This is a genomic window from Lancefieldella parvula DSM 20469 (assembly GCF_000024225.1).
Lineage (GTDB): Bacteria > Actinomycetota > Coriobacteriia > Coriobacteriales > Atopobiaceae > Lancefieldella > Lancefieldella parvula.
In genome coordinates this window covers 1,422,212-1,439,461 of the sequence record NC_013203.1, presented here as the reverse complement: position 1 = coordinate 1,439,461, position 17,250 = coordinate 1,422,212, and the positions used below count along the sequence as shown (strand labels likewise).

Annotated in this window: 15 protein-coding genes and 1 other RNA gene; all 16 read left to right on the top strand. The window is 45.6% G+C overall.

Translation table 11 applies throughout. The annotated features are described in order from the left end of the window. Positions 1-28 precede the first annotated feature (28 nt). The 16 genes from APAR_RS06555 to APAR_RS06485 all read left to right on the top strand — a co-directional run bounded on the left by APAR_RS06555 (position 29) and on the right by APAR_RS06485 (position 17,244). A complete protein-coding gene (locus APAR_RS06555) occupies positions 29-679 on the top strand; it encodes a beta/alpha barrel domain-containing protein (protein ID WP_012809360.1) in 651 nt (216 codons plus the stop codon). A 612-nt stretch (positions 680-1,291) separates the two neighbouring features. Further along, positions 1,292-2,320, top strand: coding sequence for a cell division ATP-binding protein FtsE (gene ftsE, locus APAR_RS06550; RefSeq protein WP_012809359.1), 1,029 nt, complete (start codon positions 1,292-1,294; stop codon positions 2,318-2,320). Further along, a complete protein-coding gene (ftsX, locus tag APAR_RS06545; RefSeq protein ID WP_012809358.1) occupies positions 2,298-3,233 on the top strand; it encodes a permease-like cell division protein FtsX in 936 nt (311 codons plus the stop codon). The genes ftsE and ftsX overlap by 23 nt, the downstream gene beginning before the upstream one ends. Before the next feature lie 197 nt (positions 3,234-3,430). Further along, positions 3,431-4,279, top strand: coding sequence for a LysR family transcriptional regulator (locus APAR_RS06540; RefSeq protein WP_012809357.1), 849 nt, complete (start codon positions 3,431-3,433; stop codon positions 4,277-4,279). Between the two features lie 224 nt (positions 4,280-4,503). Beyond that, complete coding sequence (locus APAR_RS06535) at positions 4,504-5,946, top strand: APC family permease (RefSeq protein ID WP_012809356.1); 1,443 nt, start codon at positions 4,504-4,506, stop codon at positions 5,944-5,946. A gap of 135 nt (positions 5,947-6,081) precedes the next feature. Continuing rightward, positions 6,082-7,329: a metal-dependent hydrolase family protein gene (locus tag APAR_RS06530; protein ID WP_012809355.1), complete on the top strand. Its 1,248-nt coding sequence runs from the start codon at positions 6,082-6,084 to the stop codon at positions 7,327-7,329. 232 nt (positions 7,330-7,561) lie between these two features. Then, positions 7,562-9,574 carry a ribonuclease R gene (gene rnr, locus APAR_RS06525; protein ID WP_012809354.1) on the top strand — a complete coding sequence of 671 codons (2,013 nt, stop codon included), beginning with the start codon at positions 7,562-7,564 and terminating at the stop codon, positions 9,572-9,574. An 81-nt stretch (positions 9,575-9,655) separates the two neighbouring features. Beyond that, positions 9,656-10,591, top strand: a complete 936-nt coding sequence (locus APAR_RS06520) for a tetratricopeptide repeat protein (protein ID WP_012809353.1) — start codon at positions 9,656-9,658, stop codon at positions 10,589-10,591. 2 nt (positions 10,592-10,593) lie between these two features. Continuing rightward, positions 10,594-11,079, top strand: coding sequence for an SsrA-binding protein SmpB (gene smpB / locus APAR_RS06515; RefSeq protein WP_012809352.1), 486 nt, complete (start codon positions 10,594-10,596; stop codon positions 11,077-11,079). Positions 11,080-11,338: 259 nt separating this feature from the next. Then, positions 11,339-11,476, top strand: a complete 138-nt coding sequence (locus APAR_RS06510) for a rubredoxin-like domain-containing protein (RefSeq protein ID WP_012809351.1) — start codon at positions 11,339-11,341, stop codon at positions 11,474-11,476. Positions 11,477-11,647: 171 nt separating this feature from the next. Next, positions 11,648-12,340: a YoaK family protein gene (locus APAR_RS06505; RefSeq protein ID WP_012809350.1), complete on the top strand. Its 693-nt coding sequence runs from the start codon at positions 11,648-11,650 to the stop codon at positions 12,338-12,340. Positions 12,341-12,483: 143 nt separating this feature from the next. Further along, positions 12,484-12,852, top strand: a transfer-messenger RNA (tmRNA) gene (ssrA, locus tag APAR_RS07270). A gap of 248 nt (positions 12,853-13,100) precedes the next feature. Continuing rightward, positions 13,101-13,892: a class I SAM-dependent methyltransferase gene (locus APAR_RS06500; protein WP_012809349.1), complete on the top strand. Its 792-nt coding sequence runs from the start codon at positions 13,101-13,103 to the stop codon at positions 13,890-13,892. Between the two features lie 15 nt (positions 13,893-13,907). Continuing rightward, the gene (locus tag APAR_RS06495; protein ID WP_012809348.1) at positions 13,908-14,774 is read left to right on the top strand and encodes an MBL fold metallo-hydrolase; all 867 of its coding nucleotides are present in this window, start codon (positions 13,908-13,910) and stop codon (positions 14,772-14,774) included. 243 nt (positions 14,775-15,017) lie between these two features. Continuing rightward, complete coding sequence (locus APAR_RS06490) at positions 15,018-15,575, top strand: helix-turn-helix transcriptional regulator (RefSeq protein WP_012809347.1); 558 nt, start codon at positions 15,018-15,020, stop codon at positions 15,573-15,575. Next, positions 15,556-17,244 carry a flavodoxin family protein gene (locus tag APAR_RS06485; RefSeq protein ID WP_012809346.1) on the top strand — a complete coding sequence of 563 codons (1,689 nt, stop codon included), beginning with the start codon at positions 15,556-15,558 and terminating at the stop codon, positions 17,242-17,244. Before APAR_RS06490 ends, APAR_RS06485 begins: the two co-directional genes overlap by 20 nt. The last annotated feature ends 6 nt before the right edge of the window (positions 17,245-17,250 follow it).

Genomic DNA, 17,250 nt, shown 5'->3' with positions numbered 1-17,250 from the left:
GGGATACGTTTACAAGGAGATGTTGTATATGAAGATGCAAAAAGCTGCTGTCTCTCAGGCATTGGTTGATACCTGTGCGTTTGCAGTTGTTCGCGTCCCAACGGTTGAGCGTGGCATTGAAATTGCTGAAGGTCTTGCAGAAGGTGGTATTCATGCAATGGAGATCAGCTACACCCTGCCAAATGCAGGCGAGGTCATTGCTGCAATTAGAGAGCGTCTTGGTGACAAGATGATTGTTGGTGCAGGTACCGTTATGGAGCCAACAACTGCTCGTCTTGCTATTATGGCTGGCGCACAGTTCATTGTTGCAAACTGTGGCTCTGACGAGGTTGCTCGTATGTGCAATCTATATCAGATTCCTTACGCTCCCGGTTGCACTACTATGACTGAAGCAAATCATAGCCTTGAGATGGGAGCTGCATTTATTAAGTGCTTCCCAATTTCTAATGTCTATGGTTCTGAGCTGGTTAACCTCTTCAAAACACCAACCCCTTGGATGCCTTTGATGGCTTCTGGTGGTATTAATCTTGATAACCTTTCTGAGTGGCTTGAGCGTGGTGTTGACTGCTGCGGCATGGGAAGCTTGCTTACTAAGGGAACAAAAGAGGAAATTGCAGCTAACGCAGCTAAAGTTCGAGCTCTCATTGATGAGACTCGTGCAAAGATGCAGGCTGTATAAGTAACGCTTTTCTTGCGATTGTCAGACCGCCTTTTCTGAAATGAACTGCCTCCCATTTCTTGGACACGAGAAATAGGAGGCAGTTCAAAACACACCTAAGTCGGATATTCTGTTAAAAAGGCGTATACATGACGCCAAAAATAGCCAAGGCATGCAGAATATCTTCATTAGGTGTGTAATATGCTCTCAATTGGACAGATTATCTGACATAGATGTGTTCTTTAGATACGGAATTTACCGATAGTTAAATTTCTTATATATCTCTATTCATTTTGAAGCATATTAGATGAAGTTTATGCATAGAGATGCATATCAGGTAGTGCGACCGCCTAGCTGCCTGCTATCTTGATTAAGAACATGTTGATTCTTCGGCAAAACCTACCAAAGCTGTGCTATTTTGTGCGCCAGGCCTAAAAGCCGACGCTAACACGCTGCAGAATCATAATCACCCGCATATGAACTTCCTCCCATTTCTTATGTCCAAGAAATGGGAGGAAGTTCAAAAAGAAGAGGCGGTTTTTCTGTGGATGACCTGCATGACGTGTAACATACCTGCACTTTTGGTAAAATAAACTCTGTATCTGTCTCTTCGGAGTAAGAAAAGGAGCAACTGTGGCTAATCATTTTCGCACTGATGAGCAACAGGAGTCCTCACTTGATGACCGTTTTGGGGTAATTTCTCAAGATGATCTTAGCCAGCTTGATCAGCAGGATGTTGCAACTGATCAAGTCGAAACACAGGACTTTTCTGCTGATGTGCCAGTGGCCCAGGCTGCTGAACCTGTAACAACTGAATCTGATCCATTTGCTTCAGGAGTTGAGCCTGTGCACGTGGTAACTGCAGAGCAGCAAAATAACCCTGAGCAGGCGCCTCTTGATCGCGCAAAGTTCTTTGCTGATCTTGCACAAAATGCGCCTCAGGTTGAGCGTACTGGCACCCCAACCATCTCTTTTAAGGATGCCACTCTTGTGTATCCATCACAGCCAAATCGCCCAGCGCTGGATAACATTAGTACTGATATTTATCCGGGTGAGTTTGTCTTTGTAGTTGGACACTCTGGTTCTGGTAAATCTTCTCTGCTGCGTCTTATTACGCGCGAGCAGAAGGCAACTCACGGACAAGTTATTGTTGCTGGTCAGGACCTTACACGTATGCGTAATTCAAAGGTTCCATATCTACGTCGTCAGATTGGTACCGTCTTCCAGGACTTTAAGCTTCTGCCTGATAAGACTGTCTATGAGAATGTCTCTTTTGCACTTGAGTGCATTGGCAAACCTCGCTCTGTCATTAATGTGCAGGTTTCTGAGGTTTTGCGTCTGGTAGGACTTGGACAGAAGATGGATGCTTATCCAGATCAGCTATCCGGTGGTGAGCAGCAGCGTGTTTCTGTTGCTCGTGCAATGGTTAATCGTCCGCCACTGCTTATCTGTGACGAGCCTACGGGTAACTTGGATCCAGCAATTTCTCTGGGCATCATGAAACTTCTTGACCGCATTAACCGTGCGGGTACTACGGTTGTAATGGCAACACACGATCGCGAGATGGTTGACTCTATGCGCAAGCGCGTTATTGCACTTGAGGCTGGTCACATCGTTCGTGACCAGGAGAAGGGAGGCTATGGCTACTATGGGGCTCTCTAATTTTGGATACTCTCTGCGTGAGGCCGGAAGCCACTTTAGAAGGAACTGGTCTACCGCTCTTGGTGCAATCGTAACCATCTTTTTATCACTGTTCATTATTGGTCTGTTTATTCTTGGTTCTGCTCTTATCGAGAACATGGTAGGCAGTGTCGAGAATCGCGTTACTATCCAGGCATTCCTTTCGGATGACGCGGATCAGTCTGCAGTAACTGCCTTCCAGCAAGAGATTCAGGGTTGGGATACGGTTGAGTCTGTAACCTATAAGAGCAAAGATCAGGCTCTTGAGGAGTATCGTACTACCATGAGTTACCGCAATGCTTCTGATGCGGTTTCTGCTCTTGATGGTCAAAATCCTATTCCGGCATCTCTTGTGATTAAGCTTAAGGATCCTAAGGATGTTCAAGACGTTGCCCAGCGCATTGCTTCTTCAACATCTTTTGCGGCTATTGCTGATAACAAGAACAATCCATCCGGCGATGTTCAGTATGGTCGTGAGACCGTTGAGCGCTTGTTCAGCGTTACTGCATATATTCGCATAGGTGCGCTTGCTCTTGTTGGTCTTTTGGTGTTTGTTGCATTTGTCTTTATTAACAACACCATTCGCTTGGCTATTAATGCTCGCCGTCGTGAGATTGCAATTATGCGCCTTGTTGGTGCATCTAACGGCTTTATTCGCGGACCATTCCTTATGGAAGGCGTGCTCGAGGCACTTATTGGTGCTCTTCTCGCCATTGTTGTTTTGGTTGTTGGAGCTCATTTCCTTCTCCCTGTTATGGCAGAGAGCATGACCTTCTTGACCTTTGCTATTCCTGCAATAGTCATGTGGGGTATGAGTGGACTCTTGCTGCTCTTGGGTTTGCTGTTAGGACTTTTTGGTTCTGCTATTGCTATGGGCCGCTATTTGAAGGCATAGCAACTAAGCAACTTGATGCTTCAATTGTCAAAGTGAAGTATCAATTAAGAAAGTTTTTTGCATAAAGATTGCAAGGTAAGACCTCGTGAAAACCGTTCACGGGGTCTTTTTACGTTAAACGGTATTTACCAATTTGCAGGTAGAATGATATTTTTAAGAGTAAATTGTTAGGCCACGTACTTGAATGGGGGCCAAGTATGGAGACCAACCTGCATAAATTCCAAGCTTTTACTTCTGCGGCATATCACAGTAGTTTTACGGTGGCTGCAGAAGAATTAGGATGTACTCAGTCATCAATTAGCCGTATGGTTGCAAGTCTAGAAAAAGAATGGGACGTGCGTCTGTTTAACCGCCATGGTGGTTATGTCAGTCTTACACCTGAGGGAAAAACGCTTTTACCAGTTGCAGAAGAGGTGTGCCAGGCATATAGCAAGCTGAGTAATCAAGTTAATCGCGTCAGCGCTATTGAAATGGGCAATCTTGTTATCGCTGCGCCTTCCAGCTTTCTTTCGCGAGCACTTCCAGGCTATCTCAAGAAGTACATGACCGATCACCCAAATATTAAAGTTGAAGTTATTGAGTGTACTTATGGAGAAGCCCTTCGCCTTATTAGCAAGGGTAAGGTGGATATTAGTTTTACTATGACTCGTACAACCGAGCAGGGATTTACCTCAACTTTATTTGATCATGACGAAGTTATCGTTGTTTCTCAAAAAGGACATTACGAGAAGAACCTTGAGACGATTCCTGTTAAGCGTCTTATTGAAGAGCCTTTTATTGTTGATATTGAGACAGCTCCTTTGCTTCAGAAGCAACTTAAGAATGCGCGCATGACATTTGCGTCATCGGATTCGTTCACCATAATGTCTATGGTAGAGTCAGGTCTTGGCGTAAGTTTGCTGCCACTTGAAGCAACAAAAGGTACAAATTTTGATATTGATGTACATCATCTTGAGACTCCCGTACATCGTAATGTTTTTATTACACATCGTGTAAAAGGCGAGATGTCATGCACTACAGAAGAGTTTTTAAAGTATTTAAGTTAAAGATTGATACATAGTTGCGTACGTTAACTATTTGAAAATTGCATAACTGTTATTAGATTTCGGTAAAGATGTAAAAAGATTTAACTACCGCTCGCGGTTGCAGCCTTTCCGCTTACGGGTTTATCTGACGCCCAGAGGGCGCTCCTCCTTTTTTCGAATCGCTTCGGATGTAAATATAGATTTATCAAGTTCTTCGTCCGAGTAATTACGGGAAGGAGTGGGACATGGCAGAAAATGCCGAGGCACCTGAGATGCAAAAGTCGTTGAGTCTATTCAACTTCTTTACCATCGGATTTGGTGCGATCATTGGTACCGGATGGGTGCTCCTGGTAGGCGATTGGATGGTTCTTGGTGGAGGACCATTCCCCGCGATGATCGCATTTGCAATTGGCGCAATTTTCCTTGTACCAATTGGATGTGTTTTTGGCGAGCTCACTGCTGCTATTCCAATTTCTGGTGGCATCATTGAGTACGTCGACAGGACATTCGGTCGTCCATTGGGCTTCTTAACCGGCTGGATGCTCCTTCTGGGTAACGCTCCACTGTGCCCTTGGGAGGCAATCGCTATTTCCACGCTTCTCACCGACCGTTTTGGTGCATTCCCTGTTCTTTCTTGGCTGAGGTCCGTTAAGCTTTACACTATTCTTGGTGCAGATGTTTATCTGTGGCCAACAGTCATCGCTCTTTGCTTTGCTATCCTGGTCATCTTCCTTAACTTCAAGGGAGCTGGTGCAGCAGCTAAGCTTTCGAGCTTCCTCACTAAGGCTCTTCTTACTGGTATGATTCTTGCAATGGTTATCTCCTTTGCAACTGGATCTCCAAGCAACGGCCTCCCACTCTTCTCCCGGGCAACTGAGGTTGCTAGTGGCGAGGGCACAAAAGCTACTAGCTTCTTTGGTGGCATTATTGCAGTTCTTGTTATGACTCCATTCTTCTACGCTGGTTTTGACACCATTCCACAGCAGGCAGAAGAGGCTTCTGCTGACCTTGACTGGAAGAAGTTTGGTATCATTCCTGCACTTGCACTCATGGCATCTGGTCTCTTCTATCTCATCTGCATCTATGCATTCGGAACCATGATTGACTGGCACGAGTTTGTTAAGTCTTCCGTTCCTGCACTTGCAGTTCTCGAGCGCATCAACCTGTTCTTCTACATTGCAATGCTCATCATTGCAACACTTGGACCTCTGGGCCCAATGAACTCCTTCTTTGGTGCTTCTACTCGCCTGATGCTTGCTCTTGGTCGTAAGAAGATGCTTCCAGAGTCCTTCGCAAAGATTGACCCTAAGTCTGGCGCACCTCTGACTGCAAACTTGTTCATGGCTGGTCTGACCCTCATTGGTCCATTCCTTGGTCGTAACATGCTTGTTCCTTTGACCAACGTTGCTTCTCTCGGCTTCATCTTTGCATGCACCATGGCTGGCGTTGCCTGCCTGCGTCTGCGTCAGACTGAGCCAGACCTGCCTCGTCCTTACAAGGTCAACGGTGGTATCGCAGGTATCATAGCTGCAATTCTTGCTGGTAGTATCATCATCGCCCTGATGGTTGTTCCTTTCAGCCCTGCAGCGCTGAAGCCAGTTGAGTGGATTATCACTATTACTTGGATTGTTATTGGTATGGTCATCTTCATGATCTTTGGTCGTCAGTTTGAGAAAGCGGCAGCATAAGTTGCTGACAAGCTCTAAAGGTTTTATCGGTACGTTGAAGTAAGCACGTTATTTGTTTCTTTAGTTTGGATTTTTGCGCTCAAAAAAGGTGGGCGCAGAAAGATAGTTTCCATCATTTACTAGAGGGGGAAAGAAATGAGTAAGATTGCTTTTGTAGGCGGAAAGCTCGTTGACGGCACTGGCGCCGCTCCTGTTGAGGATTCTCTTGTTCTCGTAGACGACAAGAAGATCGCTTATGCTGGTCCTCGTACTGAGGTTCCAGAGGGCTATGAGGTCCGTGACATTCAGGGCCGTACCATTATGCCAGGTCTTATCGATACCCACCTGCACTTCTCCGGCAACCTGACCGACAACGATAACGACTGGGTTATCGAGTCTGTTGCTCAGAAGCAGGCATGCGCAGTCAAGCAGTCCTGGGACGCTCTCTCCCACGGTCTTACCACCGTCTGCGAGATTGGCCGCAATGGTATCGCAATTCGTGACCTCGTTAACATGGGTGTCATGGAAGGCCCACGTATTTACGCTACCGGCCTTGGCTTCTGCCGCGTTGCTGGTCATGGTGACTGCCACCAGCTCCCACAGGAGATTTCCAAAAATGGTCATCCATGGGGCGACCAGGTAGATGGTCCTTGGGATCTTCGTAAGGCAGTTCGTCGTCGCCTTCGTGAGAACCCAGACGCAATTAAGATTTGGGCTACCGGTGGCGGAATTTGGCACTGGGACTCCGGTCGAGATCAGCACTACTGCTACGAGGAGATCAAGGCAGTTTGCGACGAGGCAGCAATGGTTGGCATTCCTGTTTGGTCACACTCCTATAACAGCTTCTCCGCAGCTTATGACTCCGTCCGTTGCGGCTGCGAGCAGATGATTCACGGCTTCGAGCTTGATGCAAAGACTCTTGATCTTATGTGCGAGCAGGGCACCTTCTTCACTCCTACCATCGGCTTCCTGCCAACTTGGTACGGAACTTATCCACCAGAGTGGACTCCAGAGCTTGACGCATTCCCAGGTGATACTGTTGTCGAGAAGGGCCTCAACCGTACATACGAGAACCTCCGCAACGCTAACGAGCGCGGCGTTACTCTCACCATCGGTTCCGACTCCTTCAGCTTCGTGACTCCTTACGGCTGGGTTACCATCGATGAGATGTATGACTTTGTTGAGAAGGCTGGCGTCACCATTCTTGAGACTATCAAGGCTGCTACCCTTAACGGCGCAAAGATGGTTCACCATGAGGATGAGTTTGGCTCCCTCGAGGCTGGTAAGCTTGCTGACCTCCTGGTTGTCAAGGGCGACGTTGCTACTAACATCCGCGACCTTACCCCAGATAACATGGAAGTTATCATGAAGGAAGGCAGCGAGGTTATTCGCGGCACCTTCTAAGAGGTAAACAGATCCTTTTTGGAGCCCCAATGCAGCCTCTGCATTGGGGCTCTTTTTGTACGTAGATGAAAGTAAGAGACCCGACGAGAAACACGTCAAAACATCTGACGAGAATCAAACAGCCTCTTGTTCTATCTGTGCTTCGTCTATCACAAGCCACTTTAGGGTACAAATTTGAAGGTTTATTTGGCCAGCGCTAAAGATTGCTGACTTTCCACCTGTAGGAGGATTTTTGGCTAGAAAACGCATACATAAAGGAAATCGCCGTCAGGGACGTGCAAAAGTCTCAAAGCGACCATCAACGCTGCTTACAGGTACGTTGAGCCTTTCTCGCCCAGGAGTTGCTACCGTAAGCACCCCTGAGGGAATGTATGCGCTGGCAAAGCACGGTATTCATGAAGCTATGCACGGAGATGAGGTTCAGGTTTCGCTTGTCTCGGCAAAGGGAAAGGCTCCTCTGGCAAACGTGCGCTTTGTGCTTACGCGTGCTACTCAGACGTTTTTGGGCATCTACCATGACGCCGGACCACTTGGCGCCGTGGTGCCGCTGGATAGTCGCATTCAGCGAGATTTCTTTGTACTCCCTGAAGATCCTTCTGTTGGACGTCATTATGTTTTTGAAGGTGACGTGGTTGTTGCACGTATTACTGAGTACCCAACACGCAAAAGTGCTGCTGTGGTTACTATTGAGCGTCGTGTGGGATCTGCCGAAGATTTGGACATGAACGTTGAGGCCACTATCGCTTCATATGGTTTGGCAACAGAATTTCCCATTAAGGCACTCAGACAAGCTGAAAAAATCTCTGTTGACGCAGATAAAGCTCTTGCAGAGGACGCTTCAAGACACGATTTGCGAGAAGAGCTGTGCATTACCGTAGATCCTGCGGATGCTAAAGACTTTGATGACGCTGTTGGCGCGCGCAAGCTTGAAGATGGCAGCTTTGAGCTCTGGGTTCATATTGCAGATGTGGCACACTACGTGAAATGGGATTCTCCCATTGACCTGGAAGCTCGCATGCGCACCTGCTCGGCATATTTAGTTGACCGCGTGCTGCCCATGCTGCCAGAAAAGCTCTGTAACGACGTATGCTCTCTGCGACCAGCTGAAGACAGGCTGGCCATGTCGGTAAAGATGAAATTGAGTAGCTCAGGAAAGATTCTTGGCGCAACCGCTATGAATTCTGTCATTCGTTCAAGGGCAAGGCTTAGCTACGACCAGGTAGATAGCTATCTTCAAGGAGATGTCTCGGCACTTGACTCCGCCGTGTCTAGAGAAGACGCTGGTGCGATCAAAGAAATGATCGACGTGCTCAATCAAATCAGAGCACTGAGAGAAGAAATTCGCGAGAAACGCGGCTCAGTAGATTTTGAGAGCGTGGAGACTCGCGTGGTACTTGATGAGAATAACAAGCCTGTTGGCGTGTCGGTGCGAGAGCGCACTCAGGCAACAGGTCTTATCGAGGAGGCAATGCTTGCAGCTAACGAAAGCGTTGCTCACATGCTCAGTCAGCATGACCTAGAGTCAGCGTATCGCGTACATGAGCAGCCTTCTCCAGAGTCACTTAAGCTTGCGATTACTCCGCTTGTGGCGATGGGCGCTCTTGAGCCAGATGTTGCGTCTCGTATTGCTATTGGTGATCAAACAGCATTGCAAGAAGCACTGGAGTCAGTTCATGGCACACGTTATTCTCGCGTGGTAAATGCGCAGCTGCTCAGGGCTCAAAAACGAGCCATCTATCTGCCTACAAACCAGGGACACTTTGCCTTGGGAGCAGATGCGTACTGTCACTTTACTTCACCAATTAGGCGCTATCCTGACGTGATAGTACACCGCACATTGAAACGATTGCTTTGCGGTCAGACAGCAGCTCGCGCGGAGCTGAGTGCGCTAGCGGATATCTGCAGCACGTGTTCTGAGCAGGAGCGTAAGGCAGACGCGGCAGCTCGTGCTACGCAAAAGATTAAGCTGGCTGAGTACTATCAGAGCCGTCTGGGAGAAGAGACATGGGGCACCATTGACGGCTGCGAGCGTTTTGGTCTGTTCATTACGTTAGATGATACCTACGCCGATGGGCTTCTCACCGTTAGGGATTTGGGCCACGAATGGTACGTGTATGATCAGGAGACGTTGGCGTTGATAGGGGAATCAACGGGTAAAACATACCGCATTGGTGGACGTGTACGCGTGAAAATTTCTGGCGTAAATGTGGCTCGTGGTCAGATTGATTTGGCACTTGTGGAATAATAAGCAGGTAGATTGCGTGCAGGTTTATAAAGTGGCTGCACATACGATTGCTTGATTGATATTGAATGATAGGTGAGTGAGATGGCACTTTCGGCACTTTCAGATGAGCTGACACGCGCTGAAGGCATGATGATGCAAGATCAGAACGAGGAGGCGCTTGAACTGCTGATTCGTTTGGCTGAAGACGCTGAGGAGTATGTAGATTGCAACTGCCAAACCACAGATGAAGTGCAGTATTTTGCGTTCCCAACGCTCTTTGATCGCTTGGCATATAGACGCGTGGAAAATGATCCTCGCAAGCTTGAGGACGTTAATGAGCCGTTTGATCGTCTGTACGGAGATCTTGCTATGGCATACGTACGAACCGGCGATTACGAAAACGCCATGACCGCTCTGAAGACTGCCATTCGGTGGAATCCAATGAACTGTGGATTTAGGCTTGATTTGGCTGATCTGTTTAAGATTGCAGGAGATATTCGTGAGCACATGGCTTTGACGTTTGGTGTTTTTGAGCGCGCAAGCGAGGCAAGGCATCTAACTAGGGCGTTTTTAAACTTTGCTTCATGGTTTGAGGCTCAGGGTAGGCTTGAGCAGGCTGCAGCATGTCTGAGAGCCGCTCGTCGCCTTGAGGTTAAAGATAGTACTCTTGAGGCTGCACTTGACCAGGCCAAAGGTACCCCCAAGGACCCTGATGGTCTTACCGATGAAGAAGCAAATGATCTACTTGAGACAGAGGGTCTACCAACAGGCGCTAATGCAGAGATTGCGGTTTGCCTGCTTATGTGTGCGCAGGATTGTGCTGCTATGGGGGACAGAGCTACCGCAACTGAGATGACCATTCGTGCGCGCGATCTTGTAGGCGAGCAAGCGGCTCTTGCGCTTTTGCAGCTTGTTCGTGACGCTGCTATCTCCGAGGGCTTCACCGCAGGCGGTAATCCCGTATCTGATGACGCGTCTTGTAATACATCTGGCGAGAAAACCGATGCAACAGAAACCACAGACGGGGAAGGCAAGTAAGTATGGCCGAAAACCAGGTGAAACAACAAGGCAAGAAGTCGATTGCGCGCAATCGCTCTGCTCGCCATGAGTACGAGATTGGCGAGACCTTTGAGTGCGGTCTGGTGCTTACTGGTACCGAGGTCAAGAGTTTGCGTGAGCGTGGTTGCCAGTTAACCGATACGTTTTGTCTCATTCGTGACGGTGAGGCATGGATTCACGGTATGCATTTACACCCGTACACAAATGGCGGCGTATGGAACGTTGATCCAGATAGAAAGCGTAAACTGCTGCTTCACCGCAGGCAGATTGATTATCTTGATGGAAAGCTACGCCAGAAAGGTCTGGCACTGGTTCCGCTTGAAATCTATTTTGACGAGCATAACCGCGTTAAGCTGTTGATTGCGCTTTCACAGGGTAAAAAACTCTACGACAAGCGTGCGTCTGCAGCTAAACGTGATTCTGACCGCGAGATTCAACGAGCCCTTAAGGAGCGTAGTCGCTACTAGAAGAATAGTTGCGCTAGGAATACGTTTGTTGCCGGGAGAGCGAGTGACTCTAGGAGAGCGTTGATTTTCTCGACAAAATTTTTCGTGCATATTTTATGAGAATCATTCCTATTTTTGTAATAACGCTTCAGAATCACTCAAGATTTGTTACTATCTGCATGAACACTTAACTGTGGATAAGGGCCACGGTTAGTTGTCGTGCGCGTTAACTGCGCAAATAGAAGGAAAAGCGCATAAGCGCTTGGAGAGAGGAATAAAAATGGCAGAGAAAACTTACAAGTTTGTTTGCACCGTTTGTGGCTATGAGGTTGAGGTTGACACTCCAGAGCTTCCTGAGGACTATGTTTGCCCAGTTTGTGGTGTTGGTCCTGAGATGTTTGAGCTCGTCGAGGAGTAAACTCCCCACAAATGAGTCAGATAGGTTATCTATGCAAGATTGCATTTTGGTAACCTCTTTGGAATTACCCAAACAAAATCGTAAAAGCGATGTAGGATTTAATCTACATCGCTTTTTATATACGTCTATGTGATATGTGTCGCTGATGTGCGCAATTTGGTTGGAGTACTCTTGAAGCACGCACTACAAATGTCAGATTCGGTAGAAGTTGCTGCATTTTTAGCCTTCTCGGGCGGAGTTATGGATGCTTATTCCTACCTGGTGCGCGGCGGCGTTTTTGCTAATGCTCAGACAGGAAATTTGCTGCTATTGGGCATTAATTTGACCAGCGGATCGTTTGAAAAATGTCTCAAATACGCTCTGCCAGTTTTGGCATTTGCCATAGGTATTGCGCTTTCGTACGCTATTCGGGCTATTGCGCGAGAAGAACATCTGCACTGGAGACAGCTGGCGGTTATTGTAGAGATTGCGCTCTTAAGCGTTGTTTCTCTGCTTCCAACAGACATGAACCTGCTGGCAAATAGCCTGACTTCGCTTGCGTGTGGCATTCAAGTTCAGGCGTTTAGAAAGCTGCATGGACATGCGTTTGCTACTACTATGTGTATTGGTAACCTTCGTGGTGGAACGCAAGAAATAGCAGCATATATGCACACGCATGAGCCTGTACATATTGAGATTTCACTACTTTATTTTGGAACTATTTTCTGTTTTGTATTTGGTGCAGTAATAGGTAACTTACTCATTCCGCTTATGGGCACTCACATGATTTGGCTTTCACCTGCGGCGCTCTTGGTAGTTATTCTGGTCATGTTTATTGATCGCGAGAAACAAGTTCTAAAAGCTCATGGTAAATCTGTAAAGTAAGCCATTCTTAAAAATAGTCATATCTTTTTTGAAAAAATGGCAGTTCATGGGGTATACTCTCTACACTTTGAATTGTGGGCTTATTATTGCACACGCAATTCGGGCACATTGAAAACTGCATGGTGGCAGTTTCTCTCATTATTGGGGGTGACTGGATTCGACAAGGTGAGTTTGCGGTGGGCAGCAAGCCGTGGTCTCCTCGCCACGTAAAACAGGGGTAACGTCAAATTGAATTGACAACACTCTTACTTTTGAGCCTCAGATGGCTCTCGCTGCTTAATTTAAGTTCAGCGCGTCTAACTGGGAATTGCTCCCGTTTTCAGGGTGACGTCATTTTAGGGAGATGCTTGTAAGGACGTAGTTGGTATGCTTTACAAAAAGATTGAACCAGCTGGAGTACTAAACGCCGGTTACTAAGTGTGCGGTACTTGAGATGTAATTAGTAACTGAGCTTGGAGACACCTGCCTAGGATTTGCTTTGGACCGGAGTTCGATTCTCCGCACCTCCACCATATATTCGTTACGCATGAATGGCAGAATTTCTGTGATTTATGAGTACATCTATATTTTTGCATCATTTTGTCGTTGCAGAATGCACAGTAAAACCGTATTCCAGTTTACTTGGAATGCGGTTTTACTGTTTATTAGTACGGTTTTACGTTAGCGTTTGTTTTTTATCCGTTCAGCAGGGGCTTAAATGACTGATAGTAATTTAGTAGTATTATTTTAGTTAACCAAATCTAACTTAAAGGAGAGTTATATGAAGCCCGATTATAAGAACTGGTTTCCAAAGGGAATGGTATATGGGTTCTTTTCCGGAACTGCTGTTTGCCTAGCTTTTCTTTTTATAGTGCTGTTTGTTGACTTTATTCCTATGAAGTCCTTTCAGACTATGCTTGTTCTAGTTTTTGGTGTCCTCTCTGTGATTATGATTGTAATAAGTATCTGGGGATTTAAGATGCACCAGGCCTTCTCATACGATGGTAAGCGTCAGATGTCTCGACAGATTATTGAAGGAATAGCTAGCTACATTACTATTCCAGCAGGAGGTAGAGGACTGGATGTTGGATGCGGCAGCGGAGCTCTTGCCATCGCTGTTGCAAAGAAAAATCCAGATGCGATGGTTGTTGGTATTGATCGTTGGGGCAAAGAGTACGCCTCGTTTAGCAAAACACTTTGCGAGAATAACGCAAAAGCGGAAAGCGTTACAAATACAAGCTTCTTTCCTGGTGATGCTGTGAATTTGAATTTTGAAGACGAATCTTTTGATGCTGTTTTTAGCAATTATGTTTATCACAACATCCCTAGCAGCAATCGTCAAGAAATCCTATTAGAGACACTGCGCACGCTTAAAAAGGGTGGCGTATTTGCTATTCACGATATTTTTTCTCAGAATAAATATGGAGATATGCATGCGTTTCTAGTTACGTTAAAGTCTATGGGCTATGAAAGCGTAGAGCTTATTGATACTACCGAGGGTATGTTTATGACTCCAAAAGAAGCTAATTGGATGATGCTCTCTGGATCAGCGTTACTTGTGGGAAGAAAATAGAGTTAGGACATTGCCGTGTCAAGGAATGCTACAAGATTTCAAAAAGTGCTGATGTCTTGGGTTTATCGCGGTAAAGAAATTTTTAAACCCCTTAACACTGGTACTATTGATGAGCATGTTGCTTGCATTAGAGAGTACGTTGCTAATATCTTCTTTTATACAAAAAATAGTACAACCATAATGATTGATGCAGGATATAACTATGATTATCTGCAAGAAAAGATGGTTTGGCTGGGAATAGATCCTCAGGATATTCAACACATTTTAATTACTCATCAAGATACTGATCATGTTGGTGCTATTGAAGCTGATAGTAATCAGCTGTTTAGTCATGCTCGGGTTTATATTGGTGATATTGAAAATAGATATTTAACAGGAGAAGTCCGTAGAAGAGTAATGAATGGCTGGTATAAAGTACCAAAAGTGACTATTCCAAACAAAAAGAAACTTTTGCATGATGGAGAAGTTTTTGAAATTGGTGGCATAAAAATTGAAACTATCTTAGTACCCGGTCATACGTGGGGTCATGTGGTGTACTTGATTGATGATGAGTATTTATTCACCGGTGATACTATCTGGTTTGGCGCAGATGGCGGCTATAGTTTTATTAACAAGCTTGCAGAAGATAATCAACTTGCTGTTGAATCGCTTGCAAAACTAGAAAAAATTCTACGCCAGAGAGAGCTCAATCCTAAAATTTTTACTGCTCACACAGGCTGGGCAGATAGTCTTGATTTTGCCTTTGCTCATACTGACGAGGTCTGTAACGCAAATAAACCTGTCAAGGTTCACGACCCCAAGGCTCCCTACGACGCATATGATGAGCGTGATGACACTCGTGAAAATGCGGTTAGCATACCGCTTCTTCCATGTAATCGATAGCGTTAAGTCAGCAATGGCCACAAGGATCATATGGTAATCGGTAAGGACTATATTGGGATTCTACAAAGACTCTGCTAGAAATAGCAGAGTCTTTTTTGTGCTGGCAGAAAGTGATGAGAACTTTCTAGAAGTTCTCATTGACATATTCCACAAGTGGAATTAATATTATAGTATGATATTCAACAAGTGGAATTAATATTATAGTATGATATTCAACAAGTGGAATATATGGAGATGAGAGATATGCTTAAGCAGGGAATCCTTGGTCTCTTAAATTACGGCGATATGACTGGTTATGAGATTAAAACTATCTTTCAACAGTCACTTAACTATTTTTGGACTGCTCAGACAAGTCAGATTTATAGAGAGCTCCAGTCGCTTGAAAAAGTCGGCTGGGTTACCTCGACACATGTCACCCAAAAAGGAAAGCCCGACAAGAAGGTTTTCTCGATAACTAAAGATGGTAAAGAAGAGCTGCAGAGGTGGCTTAGAGAAGATTTGCAATCCTCGGTGCTGCGCATTCCGCTTTTGATGCAGACATTTTTTAGAGGTGAGTGCTCCTATGAAGAGAACCTTGCGTTCTTTAGACGGATTGCAGATAACGCCTCGTCATTTCCTGACGGGCGAGAGCTGGCAGTTAGTGCAGTAGATGCGTATGCAGCTCAAATGGGCGCCCCAGAAAAGGCACTGTTCTGGAAATTTACTATCGAGTACGGCAAGATGCACGATGAAATGCTTAAGGCGTGGAGCGAGAAGTGCATAAAAGAGTTGGAGGAACAACATGAATGTACTTCTCATTAATGGTAGCCCCAAGGGCAAGGCAAGTAATTCTCTTAGACTTGCAAAGAGTTTTATTGAGGGTATCTCTGAACAGCATAAAGATAAAAACGTAACTATTGAACAACTTGATGTTGCTACCATGGATATTAAGCCATGCAAAGGATGCTTTCACTGCTGGAAGAATACTCCAGGTCAGTGCATTATGTCTGATGATGAGAACAAAGTTATTCAGCAACAGCTTTGGGCTGATCTGATTATTTGGAGCTTTCCTTTGTACTATTTCAACGTGCCTGGGATACTGAAGAATCTTATTGATCGCCAACTTCCCATGAACCTTCCTTTTATGAGCGATGCAAAGAGAGGATACGGGAGCGGCGCTCACGAGTCTCGCTACGACATGACTGGAAAGAAGCACGTTTTAATTTCTACCTGTGGATTTTATTCTGCAGAGGGTAATTATGATAGCGTCTCTAGGATGTTTGACCACATTCTTGGTCAAGGTAATTACGAGAGCATTTTCTGCGGACAGGGTGAGTTGTTCCGTGTAAAGGAACTCTCTGCGCGCACTAACCAGTATCTTGCGCTTGTTAAAAAGGCCGGCGTAGAGTATGCACAGTACGGCATAACAGAGCAGACAAAAGCCGAGCTTGAAGTCTTGCTGTATCCAAAAGAGATGTTTGAGCAGATGGCAGATGCAAGCTGGGGTATTTCTCGCGACGCAAGTGTTCAAAGTAGCGGAAAAGCTGGCGAGAAACCCGTTGAGCAGGCTCCACCTGATGCTATTTTTACTCGTCAGATGGCTGCACTGTACAATAAGGATGCATATGATGGCAAAGACCGTGTTGTTGAGATGAACTACACGGATCTTGGTCGTAGTTACCAGATTTTCTTGGGTAAAGATGGTAGTAAAGTTTTTAATGATGGCAGTTTGATTACTACTACAAAACTTAACACTCCATTTGAGGTTTGGCAGTCCATCTCTAGAGGAGAAATAAGTGGACCAGAAGCGTTAGGCAAGCATTTATACACCGTTGAGGGAGATTTTTCCTTCATGATTGATTGGGATAAATACTTTGGGCCAACTCCTGGTAGTTCGTCAGGAAATACGCAGAATACGCCATCTAATGAAGTAAATAACAAGCAAAAAAATCCTCAAATGATTACGATGCTGCTCCCTTGGATTGTTTTCTGGACTGCAACGTCGTTTAATCCACAGATTGGTGCTATGGTTTCACTGCTTATTACTACTTTGATGCCGCTTATTATGAGGAATGTTAAATTCACCATTTGGGATAGAATTTCATTTGCTCTAGTTGGCATATTGTCTGTAGGCATATTTATGAGCGGAAACGGTGGCGTCAACCTTATTGTCGATTTGGGATATCTGGCTTTTGGCCTTATGTGGCTTGTGTCATGCATCACCAAAGATCCTCTTTGCGCTGTATACGTAAAATATAGCTATGGAGGAGATATTGCCTACAATAATCCGCTTTTTATGAAGACAAACTATATTTTGGCTGTATGTTGGGGTGCTATGTACGTATTAACTGCAATCTGGAGTTGGCTTGCAGTTCAAAATGGAGTAGGCAGTATTTTGGTTGTTGTAAACAACTTGGTTCCCATTTGTATGGGCTTATTTACCGCTTGGTTCCAAAAGTGGTATCCAGCTAAGATGGCAAGTGGAAAGTAAACAATG

Coding starts and splice junctions, on each gene's coding strand:
- APAR_RS06555 (WP_012809360.1), top strand. CDS start 29: ATGAAGATGCAAAAAGCTGCTGTCTCTCAGGCATTGGTTGATACCTGT.
- ftsX (WP_012809358.1), top strand. CDS start 2,298: ATGGCTACTATGGGGCTCTCTAATTTTGGATACTCTCTGCGTGAGGCC.
- APAR_RS06540 (WP_012809357.1), top strand. CDS start 3,431: ATGGAGACCAACCTGCATAAATTCCAAGCTTTTACTTCTGCGGCATAT.
- APAR_RS06535 (WP_012809356.1), top strand. CDS start 4,504: ATGGCAGAAAATGCCGAGGCACCTGAGATGCAAAAGTCGTTGAGTCTA.
- APAR_RS06530 (WP_012809355.1), top strand. CDS start 6,082: ATGAGTAAGATTGCTTTTGTAGGCGGAAAGCTCGTTGACGGCACTGGC.
- APAR_RS06520 (WP_012809353.1), top strand. CDS start 9,656: ATGGCACTTTCGGCACTTTCAGATGAGCTGACACGCGCTGAAGGCATG.
- smpB (WP_012809352.1), top strand. CDS start 10,594: ATGGCCGAAAACCAGGTGAAACAACAAGGCAAGAAGTCGATTGCGCGC.
- APAR_RS06510 (WP_012809351.1), top strand. CDS start 11,339: ATGGCAGAGAAAACTTACAAGTTTGTTTGCACCGTTTGTGGCTATGAG.
- APAR_RS06500 (WP_012809349.1), top strand. CDS start 13,101: ATGAAGCCCGATTATAAGAACTGGTTTCCAAAGGGAATGGTATATGGG.
- APAR_RS06490 (WP_012809347.1), top strand. CDS start 15,018: ATGCTTAAGCAGGGAATCCTTGGTCTCTTAAATTACGGCGATATGACT.
- APAR_RS06485 (WP_012809346.1), top strand. CDS start 15,556: ATGAATGTACTTCTCATTAATGGTAGCCCCAAGGGCAAGGCAAGTAAT.